The sequence below is a fragment of the Caulobacter sp. ErkDOM-E genome, from assembly GCF_048541895.1.
In the GTDB taxonomy this organism is placed as follows: domain Bacteria; phylum Pseudomonadota; class Alphaproteobacteria; order Caulobacterales; family Caulobacteraceae; genus Caulobacter.
Window position 1 is genome coordinate 2,320,631 of the sequence record NZ_CP183331.1, and the last position, 17,461, is coordinate 2,338,091.

Below are 17,461 nucleotides of genomic sequence, written 5' to 3' on the forward strand. Positions count from 1 at the left end.
CGCGCCTAAAATTCGCCCCCTACCGATACGGATCATCCGTATTCAGATACCCCGCCACATAGTCCGCCACCCCGTCCTCGAGCGACGTCATCGGCGCGGTGTAGCCAGCCTCTCGCAGCCGCTCCATGCGCGCCTGAGTGAAGTACTGGTACTTGCCGCGCAGCACTTCGGGCATCTCGACATAGCTGATGTCCGGCTGGCGCCCGACGGCCTGGAAGGTCGCTTCGGCCAGGGCCTTGAAGGTGCGAGCCTGACCCGAGCCCAGGTTGAAGACGCCGTTGACCTGCGGATTGTCGCCCAGCCAGCCGACGATGTCGGCCGCGTCGCGCACATAGACGAAGTCGCGCAGCTGACCGCCGTCCTCGTAGTCGGGATTGTGCGACTTGAAGAGCTTGACGCCCTCGCCGGCCGCGACCTTGGGCCAGACCTGGGCGACCACCGACTTCATGCCGTCCTTGTGGCCCTCATTGGGACCATAGACGTTGAAGAACTTCAGCCCGACCCATTGGAGCGGCTTGCGACCGCGCGCGGCTTCGCGGACGGCGTAGATGTCGAACAGGGCCTTGGACCAGCCATAGGCGTTCAGCGGGCGCAGGGCCTTGAGCGACTCGATGTCGTCCTTGCCGTCGAAGCCCAGGGTCCCGTCGCCATAGGTCGCCGCCGAAGAGGCATAGATCATCCGGCGGCCATGCTCGGCGCACCAGTCCCACAGGTCGCGTGACAGCACGAAGTTGGACTGGATGATCTTGTCGGCGTCCGACTCGGTGGTCGACGACACCGCGCCCATGTGGATGACCAGTTCGACGTCGCCGCCGCGCCTGGCCAGCCAGGCGAACAGGTCTTCCGGCGCCACGAAATCAGCGATCGGCGACTTGGCCAGATTGCGCCACTTGCCGCTATCGGCCTCGCGCAGGCGATCGCAGACCACCACGTCGATGGTCGGATCTTCGCACAGCTTGGCGACGATGTTGGAGCCGATGAAACCGGCGCCGCCGGTGACGAGGACGGTCTTGCGGGTCATGCGGCCCGCTTGGTCAGGGCGTCGTATTCCAGGAGGTTGGCGATCAGGGCCTCGAACTGGCTCATCGGCACCATGTTGGGACCGTCGGATGGAGCGTTGTCGGGATCGGGGTGGGTTTCCACGAACACGCAGGCCACGCCGATCGAGACGGCCGCGCGGGCCAGAACCGGCACGAACTCGCGCTGCCCACCGGAAGAACCGCCCAGGCCGCCCGGCTGCTGCACGCTGTGGGTGGCGTCGAAGACGACCGGGCAGCCGATCTCCTTCATGATCGGCAGGGACCGCATGTCGCTGACCAGGGTGTTGTAGCCGAACGACACGCCGCGCTCGCAGGCCATGACGTTGGGATTGCCGGCGCCCGTCACCTTGGCGATGACGTTCTTCATGTCCCACGGGGCCAGGAACTGGCCCTTCTTGATGTTGATCGCGCGGCCGGTATTGGCGGCGGCGACCAGCAGGTCGGTCTGGCGGCACAGGAAGGCCGGGATCTGGATCACGTCGACGGCCTCGGCGACCGGGGCGCAGTGGCTGATCTCGTGCACGTCGGTCAGGGTCGGCAGGCCGGTGACCTCGCGGATCTCCTGAAAGATCGCCAGGCTGTCATGCAGCCCGATGCCACGCTGGGCGTTGGCCGAGGTGCGGTTGGCCTTGTCGTAAGAGGTCTTGTAGATCAGGCCGACGCCCAGGCGGTCGGCCATCTCCTTCAGGGCATGGGCCGTTTCCAGCGCGTGCTGGCGGCTTTCCATCTGGCAGGGGCCGGCGATGATCGACAGCTTTTCGTTATTGCCGATGCGGACGGGCGCGCCTTTCGGGGTCTTGACCTCGACGACGGCGTTTGGGGCTACGGCTTGGGGCTGACTCAAGGCAAGACTTCCGGCGAGTGGTGATTTCAGGTCAGACAGGTGGCCTCAGAAGCGGGACGGTGCAAGTGCGGATCGACATGGACGGCGACGGACCGATCCTGGTGTGGCTTCGCAAGGACCTGCGCCTGACCGACAATCCAGCCCTGGACGCGGCGCTTGCGACGGGCCGGGCGGTCATTCCGCTCTACATTCTGGATGAAACGCCGGGCGTTCGCCCCATGGGCGCAGCGTCGCTGTGGTGGCTGGACAAGTCGCTCAGCGCCCTGGGCGCCGATATCGACCAGCGCGGCGGCAGGCTGATCCTGCGACGCGGCGCGGCGGCCGAGGTTCTGGATGACCTGATCGCCGAGACTGGCGCGGCCGGCGTGGTCTGGAACCGGCTGTACGACAAGGCCAGCATCGACCGCGACGCCGCGATCAAGGCCGACCTGCGCGGACGGGGACTGGCCTGCGAGAGCTTCAATGCCAGCCTGCTCAACGAGCCCTGGACCGTGAAAAACGGCTCCGGCGAAGGCTACAAGGTGTTCACGCCCTATTGGCGGGCGGCGCGCGAGCATATCGGCCAGGTGCATGTGACGCCGGCGCCCGTCGCCCTGCCCTCGCCCGCCGCATCGCCGTCCAGCGACCGTCTGTCCGACTGGGGCCTGCATCCGACCCGGCCTGACTGGTCGGGCGGATTCTCGATGTGGTGGCCCGGCGAGGCAGGCGCGGCCGATCGTCTGTCGACGTTCCTGAGCTCGAAGATCCAAGACTATGCCGACAAGCGCGACATCCCCGGGGTCGAGGTGACCTCCCTGCTGTCGCCGCACCTGCATTTTGGCGAGATCGGCCCCCGGCAGATCTGGGTGGCCACCCGGGCCGAGGCGGCAGCGGGAAACATTCCCGTCGCCCAGGCCGACAAGTTCCTGTCCGAGGTCGGCTGGCGAGAGTTCAACCACTCCATCCTGTTCCATCGACCAGACATCATCACCGCCAACTTCCGGCCAGAGTTCGACGCCTTCCCCTGGAACCGCGACGACGCGGCGGTCGCCGCCTGGACCGGGGGACGGACCGGCTATCCGATCGTCGACGCGGGCATGCGCGAGCTGTGGGCCACAGGCTTCATGCACAATCGCGTGCGGATGATCGTGGCCTCGTTCCTGATCAAGCACCTGCTGATCGACTGGCGACAGGGCGAGGCCTGGTTCTGGGACACGCTGCTGGATGCAGATCTGGCCAACAATGTCGGCAACTGGCAGTGGACCGCCGGCAGCGGCGCGGACGCCGCGCCCTATTTCCGGATCTTCAATCCCATCACCCAGGGCGAGAAGTTCGATCCGCGGGGGGTCTATGTCCGACGCTGGGTTCCCGAGCTGAGCAATCTGCCGGACAAGGTTATCCACAGCCCGTGGACGGCGGCGACGCATCTTACCCCTGCCGCCAAGCGTACATACTCGCGACCGGTCGTGGATCACGCCCAGGCGCGGCAACGCGCCCTGGCCGCCTATCAAAGTCTCAAGGGAGACTAAGAGGGATTTGCGGGGACGGTCTCAACAGCGTTAAATGCCCCGGAGACCGCATGCGGACCGCCATGACCTATTCGGACACAGCGCTCTGGAATGACCCCGATCTGCGGCGCGCCCCCGGCGCGTTCCGGACGGCCCTGCGCGTTGCGGCCGAGAACTGGGCGGCGGGCTCCCTCAGCTTCATCCTGCCCTCGGGCAAGCGGTTCGACATCGAAGGCAAGACGCCCGGGCCCCGGGCGGTGATCCAGATCCACGACTATCGCTTCGTGCGCCGCGCCCTGGCCTCGGGCGATATCGGTTTCGCCGAAGGCTTCATCGCCGGCGAGTGGGACACGCCCGATCTCTCCACCGTGCTGGAGGCCTTCTCGCTGAACTTCGACCGCCTGCATGACCTGGTCGAGGGCAATATCGTGATGCGGGCGATCAACGCCCTCTTTCACCTGTTCAATCGCAACGATCGCCGGGGTTCGAAGAAGAACATCCACGCCCACTACGACCTGGGCAACGCCTTCTATTCCCGCTGGCTGGACTCCAGCATGACCTACTCGTCGGCGCTCTATGACCAGCCCGGCCAGACCCTGGCGGACGGCCAGCGCGCCAAATACGCGGCCCTGGCCCGGACCCTCGACCTGCAGACCGGCCAGACCGTGCTGGAGATCGGCTGCGGCTGGGGCGGCTTCGCCGAGTTCGCGGCCAAGGAGGTCGGCGCGCACGTCACCGGCATCACCATCTCGCCCGCCCAGCACGACTTTGCCCGCAAGCGTCTGTTCGATCTGGGCCTGGCCGAAAAGGCCGACATCCAGCTGATCGACTATCGCGACGTTCAGGGCCGCTTTGACAGCGTGGCCTCCATCGAGATGTTCGAGGCCGTCGGCGAGGCATATTGGCCGACCTATTTTAGCAAGATCCATCAGGTGCTGAGCCCAGGCGGCCGCGCCGGTCTGCAGATCATCACCATCCGCGACGAGCTGTTCGAGCACTACCGGACCCATACCGACTTCATCCAGCGCTACATTTTCCCGGGCGGCATGCTGCCCAGCGAGACGCGCTTGAGAGCCGAGACGATGCGTGCAGGGCTGGAGTGGCGTGAGGTCAGCCGCTTTGGCCAGGACTATGCCGAAACCCTGGCGGAATGGGCTCTCCGTTTCGAGGCGGCGTGGGACGAGATCATCAAGCTGGGCTTTGACGAACGCTTCCGGCGGCTGTGGCGGTTCTATCTCAGCTATTGCGAGGCGGGCTTCCGCACCGAACGCACCAACGTGATCCAGCTGGGCCTGAGCAGGGCCTAGACGTTTGGCCTTCGCCTCACGACCTCGGGTGTGCGTAAATGATCAAAAGCACAGCGAGGTCGCGTTCGAATGAACCTCTACACCATGGTCCTGGACTTCCACGGCGGCACCTATATCAGCCAGTTTGACGCCGCCACGCCGGTTGACGCCGTCACCGCCTGGTGCGGCGAACTGCAGGAAGAGCAACTGCTGGGCGAGGTGTCGTCCGACATCGCCGAGGGCATCATGGTCGATGCCGTCGAAAACCGCCTGGTCGAGGTCGAAGGGCTGCACAATGTCTGGTGCGCCGCCACGACCGCCGGCGGGCCGCTGGCCCTGCTGAACGTCATCGAGACCCACGCCAGCCCGAGCTAGACCCCCATCGCCTTGCGGGTGGCCGCCGCCTTGGCGCGGAAGGCCGCCCGTTCGGCGTCGGGCATTTTCGACAGGGTCTTGAGCGGCATCATCATGCGGCCCAGGCCGGCCAGACGGGCTTCATGCCTGTCGATAAAATCCCAGTACAAGGCGTTGAACGGGCAAGCATTATCGCCGTTGCGATCCTTGAGGTCATAGCGACAGCCTTTGCAGTAGTCGCTCATCCGGTCGATATAGGCGCCGCTGGCCGCATAGGGCTTTGAGCCCACGATGCCGCCGTCGGCGAAGGTGGCCATGCCGCGCGTATTGGGCATCTCGACCCACTCATAGGCGTCGGCGAACACCACCATGTACCAGTCGTCGACCGCGTCCGGATGCACGCCCAGCAGCATGGCCAGATTGCCGGTGACCATCAGCCGCTGGATGTGGTGGGCATAGGCGTGATCGCGCGCGGCGGTCACGGCGTCGGCGACGCAGGCCATGTCGGTTTTGCCGGTCCAGTAGAACCACGGCAGCTTGCCCTGGGCGTCCAGGGCGTTGCGCAGGGCGTATTCCGGCATCTTCAGCCAGTAAACGCCGCGCACGAATTCCCGCCAGCCCAGGATCTGGCGGATGAAGCCCTCGACCGCATTCAGCGGCGCCTTGCCGGCCCGGTAGGCTGCCTCGGCGCGGCGGCAGACCGTCAACGGATCCAGCAGGCCGATATTGAGGGCCGGCGAGATCAGGCTGTGCCACAAGAACGGCCGCTGCCAACTCATGGCGTCCTGCCAGTCGCCAAAGCCCGCCAGCATGTCGTCGAAGAAGTGGTCGAGGATCGCTTCCGCTTCCTCGGGATTGGTCGGCCAGGCGAAGGTGTCGACGCGGCCGAAATGGTCCTCGAACCCCGCCCCGACCATGGCCATAACCTCGCGCGTCGTGGCATTGGGCGTCGTGCGCAGCCGCTCTGGCGGTCGCACCCCGGCCGGCAGCTTCTTGCGGTTCTCGGCGTCGAAGTTCCATTGGCCGCCAACCGGCTTGTCGCCGTCCATCAGCAGGCCCGTGGCGCGGCGCATCTCGCGGTAGAAATACTCCATCCGCAGTTCCTTGCGGCCCTCGGCCCAGGCGGCGAAGCGCTGGCGTGAGCACAGGAAGCGGTCGTCCTCGCGGGTTTCCATCGCAACCGGCAGGGTCTGGGCCAGGGTCAGCAGATGGTCTTCCAGCCCCCACTTGCCACAGGCGGTGCGGATCACCCGGCCTAGGGGCTCCTCGGCCAGGGCGCGGGCGATCTCGCCACCGATCGAGCCGGTGTTGGCCGGATCGTCCAGCCTGACATAGCGAACCCGCACGCCCCGGTCCCGCAGGCGCTGGGCGAACTGGCGCATCGCCGACCAGACCAGAACCAGCTTCTGCTTGTGATGTTTCCACGCCGTGGCATCAGCCACCGACTCGGTCATCAGGACGAGATCGCGCTCGGGATCCAGCCCGGCCAGGGCGGAAAGACCGTCGCTCAGCTGATCGCCCAGCACCAGCCGCAGCACGCCCCGTCCCTGATCTGTCACGCCTTGCTCATCCTTCGTCCCGACCTTCAGGAAAACTGGGCTTGCGTCGGGTCGCCGCGACACGATCTACCATGATCGCTCCGCCCCGCAGCCCTCAGCTTTACCGATCCGCGCACATGACCTTCAAAGCCAGCGTCTCCCCCAGTGTTCTGGACGCCATCGGCAATACGCCCCTGATCCGCCTGAACCGCGCCAGCGAGGCGACGGGCTGCGAAATCCTGGGCAAGGCCGAGTTCATGAACCCCGGCCAGTCGGTCAAGGACCGCGCCGCCCTGGGCATCATCCGCGACGCCGAAGCGCGAGGGCTGCTCAAGCCCGGCGGCCGGATCGTCGAGGGCACGGCGGGAAACACCGGCATCGGCCTGGCCATGGTCGCCTCGGCCCTGGGCTACAAGACGACCATCGTCATCCCCCGTACCCAGAGCCAGGAGAAGAAGGACGCCATCCGACTTCTCGGCGCACAGCTGGTCGAGGTGGACGCCGTTCCCTATTCCAACCCCGACAACTATGTCCGCTATTCCGGGCGCTTGGCGGAGGAACTTGCCAAGACCGAGCCCAATGGCGTGATCTGGGCCAACCAGTTCGACAATGTCGCCAACCGCCAGGCGCACTACCTGACCACGGGGCCGGAAATCTACGAACAAACAGAGGGTAAGGTGGATGGCTTCATCTGCGCCGTCGGCTCGGGCGGCACCCTGGCCGGCGTCGCCCAGGCGCTGCGGGAGCGCAAGCCCTCGGTGAAGATCGGCCTGGCCGACCCGCACGGCGCGTCCCTCTACAGCTGGTACAGGGACGGCGAACTGAAGTCGGAGGGTACCTCGATCAGCGAGGGCATCGGCCAGGGCCGCGTCACCGCCAATCTAGACGGCCTGGTGGTCGATCACCCCTTCCGGATCAGCGACGAGGACATGCTCAAGGTCGTCTTCGAGCTGGTCGAGCACGAGGGCCTGTGCCTGGGCGGCTCGGCCGGGATCAACGTCGCCGGCGCCGTTGAACTGGCCAGGGTGATGGGCCCGGGCCACACCATCGTGACCATCCTGTGCGACCACGGCTCACGCTATCAGAGCAAGTTGTTCAATCCGGCCTTCCTCGCCGAAAAGGGCCTGCCGACCCCGGGCTGGATGTAGATAGAGGCGCTTAAGGGTCGGAGTCGGGTTGCCCATCCTGCCTGATCCCGCGATCCTGCCCGACCTCAATCAGGGGCGAGTCAGACCCCGAAAGGCGTAGCCATGACCCTGCAAGATCCTCTCGTCTCGACCGCCTGGCTGCGCGATCACCTCGAAGCGCCCGACGTGCGCATCGTCGACGCCTCGTGGTTCATGCCGGGCACGCCGCGCGATCCGAAGGCCGAGTTCCTGCTGGCCCACATCCCCGGCGCGGTGTTCTTCGACATCGACGAGATCTCCGACGAGACCTCGCCCCTGCCGCACATGCTGCCCAGCCCCATCAAGTTCGCCTCGCGGGTCCGCAAGCTGGGCCTGGGCGATGGGTCGCGCATCGTCGTCTATGACAGCCTGGGCATCCTGCCCGCCGCCCGCGTCTGGTGGACCTTCCGGGCCATGGGCCATGAGGATGTCGTGGTGCTGGACGGCGGCCTGCCCAAGTGGATCGCCGAAGGTCACCCGATCGAGGACGGCCCCGCCCTGCCGCAGGAGCGCCACTTCACCTCCCGCTATCAAGCCGACATCGTCCGCACGGCCCAGCAGATGAAGCGCAACCTCGAGACCGGCCGCGAGCAGGTGGTCGACGCACGCCCCGCCGGCCGCTTCACCGGCGAGACGCCCGAGCCCCGCGCCGGCCTGCGCGGCGGTCACATCCCCGGTTCGCGCAACATTCCGCTGGGCGACATGCTGGCCCCCGACGGCACGATGCTGTCCGCCGATAGGCTGGCGGCCGTCTTCGCCGCTGCCGGCGTCGATGTCGCCAAGCCGGTCGCCGCGACCTGCGGCTCGGGCATCACGGCCTCGGTTGTCGCCCTGGCCCTGGCCCGCCTGGGCCACCCGCGCGCCGCCGTCTATGACGGCTCGTGGACCGAATGGGGCGGGCTTGAGGATACTCCGGTCGTGACCGGCCCCGCCTGACGCCTTGGCGCTGCGACCAACCCGGCCTAAACCACGACCGTCCGCCGCGTCGTCGAAAGCACCCCCATGGATGAAGAAACCCGCCTGATCCGAACGGGCGCGTCGTCGGCGCTTCCGGCCCGCACGGTCAATCCGCCGATCCAGCGCGGCTCGACCGTGCTGATGGCCAATGCGGCCTCGTTGTATGATGAAAGTCTGATCAGCTACGGCATCACGGGCCTGTCCTCGCCCGCCGCCCTGCAGGTGGCCCTGGCTGAACTGGAAGGCTCGCCGGACGTCACCCTGTATCCCTCCGGCCTGGCGGCGATCACCGGCGCCATGCTGGCGGTGCTGAAGGCCGGCGACGAGATCCTGGTGGTCGACAGCGCCTACAAGCCCACCCGCCGGTTCTGCGACCGGGTGCTGAGCCGCTTCGGTGTCGCCACCACCTATTACGACCCGGCCCTGTCGCCCGACGCGCTGATGGCCCTGACCACGCGCAAGACGCGGATGATCCTGCTGGAAGCGCCCGGTTCGCTGACCTTCGAGATGCAGGACGTCCCGGCCATCGCGGCGGCCGCCAATGCGCGCGGCATCCTGACCCTGATCGACAATACCTGGGCGGCCGGCCTCTATTTCAAGCCGCTGGCCCATGGCGTGACCATCAGCGTCCAGGCCCTGACCAAATATGTCGGCGGCCATTCGGACTGCTTCATGGGCAGCGCCACCACCATGGACGCCGACATCGGAAACGCGCTCGGCAACGCCATGTGGGACATCGGCTGGTCGGTGTCGCCCGACGACGCCTACACCATGCTGCGCGGCCTGCGCACGATGACGACCCGCCTGCCCCGCCATCACGAGAATGGCCTGACCATCGCTCGCTGGCTTCAGCAGCGGCCCGAGGTGGCGCGCGTGCTGCACCCCGCCCTGCCCGACGATCCCGGCCACGCCCTGTGGCGGCGCGACTTCACCGGGGCCTGCGGCCTGTTCGGCGTGGTGCTGAAACCTGCCCGCGAGACGGCCGTTCACGCCTTTCTCGACGCCCTGCAGCTGTTTGGCCTGGGCTTTTCCTGGGGCGGCTATGAGAGCCTGGCCATTCATTGCGATCCGCAACTGAAGAGCCGCTCTATCCCCGTCGATCTGGAAGGCCCATTGCTGCGCCTGCATATCGGTCTGGAATCCCCGGCCGACCTCATCATCGATCTGGAGCGCGGATTCGCGGCTCTGAACAGTCAGGCCTGAAACCCATGACCACCCATATCGCCCTGCTGCGCAGCGTCAGCCCCGGCGGCCAGAAGCCGATCGCGGCCGAGACCTTTGTCGACCTGCTGGGCGAACTGGGCCTGACCAACGCCCGCGCGGTGGGCGGCGCCAACAATCTGGTGTTCGACAGCCCCGAGCGCACCGGCGCTGACCTGCAAAACTTCCTTGAGACCGAGATCCACACGCGTATGGGCTTGCGCACCGATATCTATGTGCGCACCGCCCAGGCCTGGGCGGCGATCATCGCCGCCAATCCCTATGCCGAGTTCGCCCTAACCGATCCGGGCCTGCTGATGACCCTGTTCCTCAAGGATCCGCCGGACAAGAAGGTGATCGGCGCCCTGCGCGCCAAACTGTCGGAGGGCGAGCAACTGCGCGTCGAGAGCCGCCAGTTCTACGTCACCTACCCCAATGGGCTTGGCGCGTCGAAGTTCAGCAACGGGCTCGTCGAAAAGGCCCTGGCCACCCGGATCACCGGCCGGTCGTGGACGATCGTGCAGGCGATCGGCGAGGCGATCGGCGAGGCGGGGGACGAGGCGGGGGACGAGGCCGTCTGAGGCCTCGCCCGGTCTCAGCGACCCGGTATCCGCTCATAGACCACCAGGCGGTGCAGCCGTTCGTCCGGCGATGCGCGGAGCGATCGCTTAGGCGATGGCCCGGCTGGGAGAGGCGGCGCTCTCGAACAGCAGCCGATGGAGTTCGGGTTCGTAATAGGCCAGCAGCGTCCTGGCGAAGTCGGCCTCGTCAAGGTTCAGGGCCTTGGCCCACGCGGCCTGGGTCTCGATCGGCAGACGGCCGACGCCGCTCTCTACCTGGGAGACAAACGTATAGTAGCGCAGCCCGACCTGTTCGGAGAGCTGGGCCTGGGTCAGGCCCGCCGCTTCTCGGCCCGCCTTAAGCCATCGGCCGGCCTCCTGCCGAAGCGCCTTGGTGTGCGCGACCTTGGCGGGGTCGGGGGTGGCTCGTGGCATCTAGCCTCCTGATTGTCATGCGGCGCGGGCGAAGGTCGGCGTTTTCCGCACATAACAGTATTTATGCAACGTGTTATTGGGCGACATGCGAGAACTTGTCGAAAACTGACGTTATGGCGCTGCGCTGCGGCGATGGGCTTTGCAAAGCCGGCCTGATGGCGGCGGCGGCGGAACGTTTTGAATTCAGTTATAACCAAACGTACTGTTACCTTCTCGTCGCCGGCCCGCTTGACGCAGGCAAGGCCGGGCGGGCGGTGGCCAGTATGAGATAGCCGGCCACCGCCGACACGACGGAGCCGCACAGCACCCCGATCTTGACCTCGTCGAGCAGCAGAGGATCGGCGAAGGCCAGGTTGCCGATGAACAGGCTCATGGTGAAGCCGACCCCGCACAGCAGCGCTACGCCATAGAGCTGGCGTACCGTCGCGCCGCGCGGCATGTCGGCGAACCCCAGCTTGATCACCGCCATGGCGGCGAGGAAGACGCCGGCCTGCTTGCCCAGGAACAATCCCAGCGCCACCCCGACCGGCACCGGGGCGAGAACCGTCGCCAGGGTCACCCCCGCGAAGCTGACGCCGGCATTGGCCAGTCCAAACAGCGGCACAATCACAAAGGCCACGGGCCTGTGCAACGCATGCTCCAGCTGGTGAAGCGGCGAACGGCGATCATCGGGCCGGCCGCGCGACGGCCGGAGCGGAATGGTCATGGCCAGAACGACCCCGGCCAAGGTGGCGTGAACGCCGGACTTCAGAACGCACAACCACAGCGCCACGCCCAGCAGCAGATACAGCCACAGCCAGGTCACCTTGAAACGGTTGAGGGCGATCAGGGCGATCGTGACGCCGCCCGCCAGGGTCAGCGCCAGGACGTTGAGTTGGTCGGTATAGAAGACGGCGATGACCAGGATGGCGACGAGGTCATCGAGAATGGCGATCGCCGTCAGGAAGATCTTCAACGAGGCCGGCGCGCGCGATCCCAGCAGCGACAGGACGCCCAGTGCGAAGGCAATGTCGGTGGCCGCCGGGATCGCCCAGCCGCGAAGATGTTCGGGCGTTCCCAGATTGACCGCGCTGTAGATCAGGGCCGGCGCCACGACCCCACCCAGCGCCGCAACGCCGGGCAGGATCAGGCGCGAGGGCTTCGAAAGCTGCCCGTCCAGCACCTCGCGCTTGATCTCCAGCCCAACCAGCAGAAAGAACACGGCCATCAGACCGTCATTGATCCAGTGCGCGAGACTTTCGCGCATCGCCAGGCCGGCGATGGTCCCGCCGATCTCAATATGCAGCACGGCGTTGTAGGCGGCGGCCCAGGGCGAATTGGCGACCAGCAGAGCCAGGGCCGCTGCCGCCATCAGGACGTACCCCCCGGCCGCTTCATGATGCAGGAACTGGCGCAGAGCCGAGAGTGCGCGCGTCGAGAGTCTGGGCTTCGGTTCAAATGCCACGGCGGCCTCCAAAAGCATGGATCAAGCTATCGTGACGTCCGGTTATCGACGGACGCCGGACCGAATTCGCTGGAGGCGCGGCCTGGCCGCATGAAGCGGCCTGATATCTGCCGCGCAATCTGACCATGCCGGCGTCAAGGTCAAGCGAAACCGGCTCGCCCTGTTCAAGGCGGACGACGGAACAGGCGAGACCAGCAAACGTGCTCGGCATGATGATGCGATTGCGGAACCTCATGGCGGCCTCAAGCCCGATCCCGCGCAACCTGACGACACCCAGGGCATGACATCGGGAAAGAATTGACCTCCGCCACGGCTCGGCACAGAACGTCTTCAGCGTCAGATTCCATCTCGACTGGAACGCGGCGCAAGCGCCCCGGATCGTGGGCCACTGGGGAGAAGACACTTGGATAGACGTCAGTTTCTTGCTGCCTGTGGAATCGGCGCCGGCGGCATGCTGTTGCCCGGCTTCGGTCAGGCCATCGCCGCCGATCAGCTGGTGGAAACCATCGAGCTGGCCGTCAAGAAGCGCCTGGCCGACGCGGCCATGAGCGCCGCGACCGCCGCCGGGGCCAGCTATTGCGACGTGCGCGTCGGCCGCTATCTGCGCCAGTTCATCGTCACCCGCGAGGCCAACGTCCAGGCGGTGACCAATACCGAATCGAGCGGCGTGGGCGTTCGCGTAATCGCCGACGGCGCCTGGGGCTTTGCCGCCACCAACAACATTTCGGCGGAATCGGTCGCCCAGACGGCCCGCCTGGCCACGATGATCGCCAAGGCCAACGCCAAAAACCAGACCGCGCCCGTCCGCCTGGCCCCCACCAAGGGCGTCGGCGAGGTGAAGTGGGCCACGCCCATTCGCCGCAACGGCATGGAAGTCTCGCTGCAGGAGAAGGTCGACCTTCTGATGCGCGTCAACGGCGCGGCGCTGACGGCCGGGGCCAGCTTCGTCAATTCCAGCCTGTTCCTGATCAACGAGCAGAAATACTTCGCCAGCACCGACGGCTCTTACATCGACCAGGACGTCCACCGCATCTGGGCGCCCTTCACGGTGACCGCCATCGACAAGGCCAGCGGCAAGTTCCGCTCGCGCGAGGGTCTCTCCGCGCCGATGGGTCTGGGCTACGAGTACCTGGACCCCAAGACCGAGGACAAGAGCCTCTCGCCCAACGGCATCATCAGCTACGGCAAGTCCTATGACATGGTCGAGGACGCCAAGGCCGCCGCCGTCCAGGCGCGCGAAAAGCTCACGGCCAAGTCGGTCAAGCCGGGCCGCTACGATCTGGTGCTCGACCCCAACCATCTGGGCCTGACCATCCACGAGTCAGTCGGCCACCCGCTCGAGCTCGACCGCGTGCTGGGCTACGAGGCCAACTATGCCGGGACCAGCTTCGCCACGCTGGACAAGCGCGAGGCGCGCTTCCAGTACGGCAGCGAGATCGTCAACCTCACGGCCGACAAGCTGCAGCCCGGTAGCCTGGGCGCGGTCGGCTATGACGACGAAGGCGTCGGCACCAAGAGCTGGCCGCTGATCCAGGACGGCAAGCTGGTCGACTACCAGGCCACCCGCGACCAGGCCCACATGCTGGGCAAGACCGAGTCAGACGGCTGCTCCTATGCCGACTCCTGGTCGACCGTGCAGTTCCAGCGGATGCCCAATGTCTCGCTGCAGCCGGGCAAGAAGAAGATGAGCCTGGACGACATGATTTCGGGCGTCGAGGACGGGATCTACATCCTGGGTCGCGGCTCGTTCTCGATCGACCAGCAGCGCTACAACGCCCAGTTCGGCGGCACGCTGTTCTACGAGATCAAGGACGGCAAGATCACCCAGCCCCTCGAGGACGTGGCCTATCAGATGCGCACGCCCGAGTTCTGGAACGCCTGTACGGCGATCTGCGACGAGCGCGACTACCGCCTGTTTGGCTCCTTCTTTGATGGGAAAGGCCAGCCCAGCCAAGTTTCGGCCGTGAGCCACGGTTCGTCGACCACCCGGTTCGACGACATCAATGTCATCAACACCGCGCGCTCGCTCGGTTGATCGGGTCGAGGGAGACAGTCCAATGAGCATCATGACAGAGGCCGAGGCCAAGACGATCCTCGACAAGGTCATCAAGCTGTCGACGGCCGACGAGTGCACCGCCCAGCTGACCGGATCGGTCGAAGGCAATATTCGTTTCGCCCTCAACAACGTCTCGACCAGCGGCGTGGTCAGCAATACCGATCTGTCGGTCCAGGTGGCGTTCGGCAAGCGCGTCGGATCGGCGTCGATCAACGAGTTCTCGGACGCCGCCCTGGCCCGCGTGGTCAAGCGCGCCGAGGAACTGGCCAAGCTGGCGCCGGAGAATCCGGAGTTCGTCACGGCCGTCGAGGCCCAGACCTACAAGCCCAGCGCGACCTTCAGCGCCGCGACCGCCGCGATCACCCCCGACCAGCGGGCCGAGATCGCCCGGGCCTCCATCGCCCCCTGCCGCGCCCAGAACCTGATCGCCGCCGGCTTCCTCAATGACGAGCAGAGCTTCGTCGCCTTCGCCAACAGCAAGGGCGCGTTCGGCTATCAGCGCGCCACCGAGGTCGACTACACCTGCACGGTGCGTACGGCCGACGGCCGGGGCTCGGGCTGGGTCAGCCGCAACCTGCAGGACTCCACCAGCTTCAAGCCGGCCAGCGACATCGAGATCGCCATGCGCAAGGCCAGCGCCTCGGCCGAGGCGCAGTCGCTGGAGCCCGGCAAATACACGGTGATCCTGGAACCGGCCGCCGCCTCGGGCCTGATCTCGTTCATGCTCAACTTCTTCGACGCCCGCCAGGCCGACGAAGGTCGCAGCTTCCTGTCCAAGAAGGGCGGCGGCAACAAGCTGGGCGAGCAGGTCTATGATCCGCGCGTCACCTTCACGGCCGACCCCTGGCACCCCGAACTGGCGGTGCTGCCTTGGGACGCCCAGGGCCGGGCCCGCGAACGCATGCCGCTGGTCGAGAACGGCAAGATCGCCAACCTGCTCTACTCGCCCTATTGGGCCCAGAAGCAGGGCAAGAAGGTGGTGGGCCGGCCGGGCAACATCATCATGTCGGGCGGAACCAAGTCGACCGCCGACCTGGTGCGCGAGACCGAGCGCGGCATCCTGGTGACCCGCACCTGGTACATCCGCATGGTCGATCCCCAGACGGTGCTGCTGACCGGCCTGACCCGCGACGGCACCTTCTACATCGAGAACGGCCAGTTGAAGTACCCGGTGAAGAACTTCCGCTTCAACGAGTCGCCGGTGATCATGCTCAACAACATCGACGATCTGGGCCGGCCGGTTCGGGTCAGCGAGGGCGGTCAGATGCAGTACATGATCCCTCCGATGCGCGTGCGTGACTTCACCTTCACCTCGCTGTCGGACGCCGTCTGACCGGATAACGCATGGCCGGTAACCGCGTAACGCGTTCTGAGTGCCTGCGCCTGCTGACGGGCGGCGCATTGGGGGGCTGGCTTGCCAGCCTCCCGTCTGCCGCCCGCGCAGCGCCCGTGTACGACTTCTGGTTCACCCGCCTGCGCTACGACTCCGGGGACTGGGACGTTGACCAGCGGATGCCGTCCAACATCCTGACCTCGCTGATCGACTACACCAACCTGCGGGTCGATCCGCAGGAGCGCGTGGTGCGGCTGTCGGATCCGGCGATGCTGACCGCGCCGTTCTGCTATCTGGCCGGCCACAAGCTGGTGGAGTTCAGCCCCGCCGAGGCCGCCAATTTCGAGCGCTATGTGCGCAACGGCGGCTTCGTGTTCGTCGATGACTGCAACCACGATATCGACGGCCTGTTCGCCCGATCGTTCGAACGCCAGATGACAAAGCTGTTCGGCGCCGAGGCCCTGCGCAAACTGCCCAACGACCACGCCATCTATCGCAACTTCTTCAAGTTCGACGGCCCGCCCGCCACCAGCTTCGAGCTGAACGGCTGGGGCGACGATCTCGTGCATGACTACCTCAAGGGCATCGAGATCGGCGGGCGCCTGGGCCTGCTCTACAGCAACAAGGATTACGGCTGCGAGTGGGATTACGACTGGCGCAACAAGCGCTTCCTGGCCGAAGACAACACCAAGTTCGCGGTCAACATCGTGCTCTACGCCCTGACCGCCTGATCCCGCCTCTCGCCTGTTCGGAACCGCGATGACCCAGACCCCCACCGAAGCCGATATTGCGCTCAAGCTCGAGCGCCTGGGCGAGCTGCGCGCGGCGATCGGTCAGGCCATCGTCGGCCAGGACGAGGTCGTGGAGCAGCTGCTGATCGGCCTGCTGGCCGGCGGCCACTGCCTGATCGAGGGCGTGCCGGGCCTGGGCAAGACCCTGCTGGTCCGCACCCTGGGTCAGGCGCTGTCGCTCGACTTCCGCCGCGTCCAGTTCACGCCCGACCTGATGCCCAGCGACATCCTCGGCACCGAGGTGCTGGAAGAGGATCACGGCACCGGCCACCGGCACTTTCGCTTCCAGCCTGGCCCGGTCTTCACCAACCTGCTGCTGGCCGATGAACTGAACCGCACCCCGCCCAAGACCCAGGCGGCCCTGCTGGAGGCCATGCAGGAGCACACGGTCAGCTATGCGGGCGTCACGCACGCCCTCTCCGAGCCGTTCTTCGTGCTGGCCACCCAGAACCCGCTGGAACAGGCCGGCACCTATCCCCTGCCCGAGGCCCAGCTTGACCGCTTCCTGCTCAACATCCGGGTGGGCTATCCCACGGCCGAGGAAGAGCGCGCGATCCTGGCCCTGACCACCGGCGGCGCCATCGCCGCGCCGGCCCCGGTGATGACCGGACCCGACATTGTCGAACTCCAGAAATGGGTGCGCCAGGTGCATGTCGGCGAAGGCCTGCTGACCTGGATCACATCCCTCGTCCGCGCCAGTCGTCCCGGCCCCGACGCGCCCGCCGCCGTCCAGACCTATGTCCGCTGGGGCGCCGGCCCGCGGGCCGGCCAGGCCCTGGTGCTGGCCGCCAAGGCGCGGGCCCTGCTGCACGGACGGCTGGCGGCCACCCGGGCCGACGTCGTCGCTCTGGCGGCGCCGGTCATGCGCCACCGCATCCTGCTGTCGTTCGCGGCCGAGGCCGACCGCAAGACCACCGACGACGTGGTCGCCGCCCTGCTGGCCGCGCTTCCGGCGCCGACGCGGGACTGA

The 17,461-nt window shown here is 66.5% G+C and carries 16 protein-coding genes; 11 read left to right on the plus strand and 5 right to left on the minus strand.

Going from position 1 to position 17,461, the window contains the following annotated elements; genetic code table 11:
* Nucleotides 1-19 precede the first annotated feature (19 nt).
* Both rfaD and kdsA read right to left on the minus strand, forming a co-directional pair.
* On the minus strand, nt 20-1,021 hold the full coding sequence (gene rfaD / locus ACN2C7_RS11360) for an ADP-glyceromanno-heptose 6-epimerase (protein WP_419317076.1): 1,002 nt from the start codon (nt 1,019-1,021) through the stop codon (nt 20-22).
* Nucleotides 1,018-1,884 carry a 3-deoxy-8-phosphooctulonate synthase gene (kdsA, locus tag ACN2C7_RS11365; RefSeq protein WP_419317077.1) on the minus strand — a complete coding sequence of 289 codons (867 nt, stop codon included), beginning with the start codon at nt 1,882-1,884 and terminating at the stop codon, nt 1,018-1,020. The genes rfaD and kdsA overlap by 4 nt, the downstream gene beginning before the upstream one ends.
* Nucleotides 1,885-1,943: 59 nt before the next feature.
* Here kdsA and ACN2C7_RS11370 point away from each other — a divergent pair, with 59 nt between their 5' ends.
* The 3 genes from ACN2C7_RS11370 (at nt 1,944) to ACN2C7_RS11380 (ending at nt 5,032) form a co-directional block, all read left to right on the plus strand.
* Nucleotides 1,944-3,392 (plus strand): cryptochrome/photolyase family protein, encoded by a 1,449-nt coding sequence (locus tag ACN2C7_RS11370; RefSeq protein WP_419317078.1) that lies wholly within the window; start codon nt 1,944-1,946, stop codon nt 3,390-3,392.
* A gap of 50 nt (nt 3,393-3,442) precedes the next feature.
* On the plus strand, nt 3,443-4,678 hold the full coding sequence (locus ACN2C7_RS11375) for a class I SAM-dependent methyltransferase (protein WP_419317079.1): 1,236 nt from the start codon (nt 3,443-3,445) through the stop codon (nt 4,676-4,678).
* Between the two features lie 69 nt (nt 4,679-4,747).
* Nucleotides 4,748-5,032, plus strand: a complete 285-nt coding sequence (locus ACN2C7_RS11380) for a hypothetical protein (protein ID WP_419317080.1) — start codon at nt 4,748-4,750, stop codon at nt 5,030-5,032.
* Here the strand turns inward: ACN2C7_RS11380 and ACN2C7_RS11385 are convergent.
* A complete protein-coding gene (locus tag ACN2C7_RS11385) occupies nt 5,029-6,570 on the minus strand; it encodes a cryptochrome/photolyase family protein (RefSeq protein ID WP_419317081.1) in 1,542 nt (513 codons plus the stop codon). The two genes, ACN2C7_RS11380 and ACN2C7_RS11385, sit on opposite strands and share 4 nt — an antisense overlap.
* Before the next feature lie 116 nt (nt 6,571-6,686).
* On the opposite strand from ACN2C7_RS11385, the gene ACN2C7_RS11390 reads away from it, so the two are divergent.
* The 4 genes from ACN2C7_RS11390 to ACN2C7_RS11405 all read left to right on the plus strand — a co-directional run bounded on the left by ACN2C7_RS11390 (nt 6,687) and on the right by ACN2C7_RS11405 (nt 10,453).
* Nucleotides 6,687-7,697 carry a cysteine synthase A gene (locus ACN2C7_RS11390; RefSeq protein WP_419317082.1) on the plus strand — a complete coding sequence of 337 codons (1,011 nt, stop codon included), beginning with the start codon at nt 6,687-6,689 and terminating at the stop codon, nt 7,695-7,697.
* A 102-nt stretch (nt 7,698-7,799) separates the two neighbouring features.
* Nucleotides 7,800-8,651, plus strand: a complete 852-nt coding sequence (gene sseA / locus ACN2C7_RS11395) for a 3-mercaptopyruvate sulfurtransferase (protein WP_419317084.1) — start codon at nt 7,800-7,802, stop codon at nt 8,649-8,651.
* Between the two features lie 66 nt (nt 8,652-8,717).
* Nucleotides 8,718-9,875: a cystathionine beta-lyase gene (gene metC, locus ACN2C7_RS11400; protein WP_419317085.1), complete on the plus strand. Its 1,158-nt coding sequence runs from the start codon at nt 8,718-8,720 to the stop codon at nt 9,873-9,875.
* Between the two features lie 5 nt (nt 9,876-9,880).
* Complete coding sequence (locus ACN2C7_RS11405) at nt 9,881-10,453, plus strand: DUF1697 domain-containing protein (protein ID WP_419317086.1); 573 nt, start codon at nt 9,881-9,883, stop codon at nt 10,451-10,453.
* An 87-nt stretch (nt 10,454-10,540) separates the two neighbouring features.
* Here ACN2C7_RS11405 and ACN2C7_RS11410 read toward each other — a convergent pair whose 3' ends face one another.
* A complete protein-coding gene (locus tag ACN2C7_RS11410) occupies nt 10,541-10,867 on the minus strand; it encodes a helix-turn-helix domain-containing protein (RefSeq protein WP_419317088.1) in 327 nt (108 codons plus the stop codon).
* 205 nt (nt 10,868-11,072) lie between these two features.
* Nucleotides 11,073-12,311 (minus strand): Na+/H+ antiporter NhaA, encoded by a 1,239-nt coding sequence (gene nhaA / locus ACN2C7_RS11415; protein WP_419317089.1) that lies wholly within the window; start codon nt 12,309-12,311, stop codon nt 11,073-11,075.
* Nucleotides 12,312-12,714: 403 nt separating this feature from the next.
* Between nhaA and ACN2C7_RS11420 the strand changes: the two genes are divergently transcribed.
* From ACN2C7_RS11420 to ACN2C7_RS11435, 4 genes are read left to right on the plus strand one after another with little or no spacing between them, the layout of a single operon-like run.
* Nucleotides 12,715-14,346, plus strand: a complete 1,632-nt coding sequence (locus ACN2C7_RS11420) for a TldD/PmbA family protein (protein WP_419317090.1) — start codon at nt 12,715-12,717, stop codon at nt 14,344-14,346.
* Nucleotides 14,347-14,368: 22 nt separating this feature from the next.
* Entirely contained in the window at nt 14,369-15,700 is a 1,332-nt protein-coding gene (locus tag ACN2C7_RS11425) for a TldD/PmbA family protein (protein WP_419255317.1), read from the plus strand.
* An 11-nt stretch (nt 15,701-15,711) separates the two neighbouring features.
* Entirely contained in the window at nt 15,712-16,431 is a 720-nt protein-coding gene (locus ACN2C7_RS11430) for a DUF4159 domain-containing protein (RefSeq protein WP_419317091.1), read from the plus strand.
* Nucleotides 16,432-16,459: 28 nt separating this feature from the next.
* Nucleotides 16,460-17,461: an AAA family ATPase gene (locus ACN2C7_RS11435; RefSeq protein WP_419317092.1), complete on the plus strand. Its 1,002-nt coding sequence runs from the start codon at nt 16,460-16,462 to the stop codon at nt 17,459-17,461.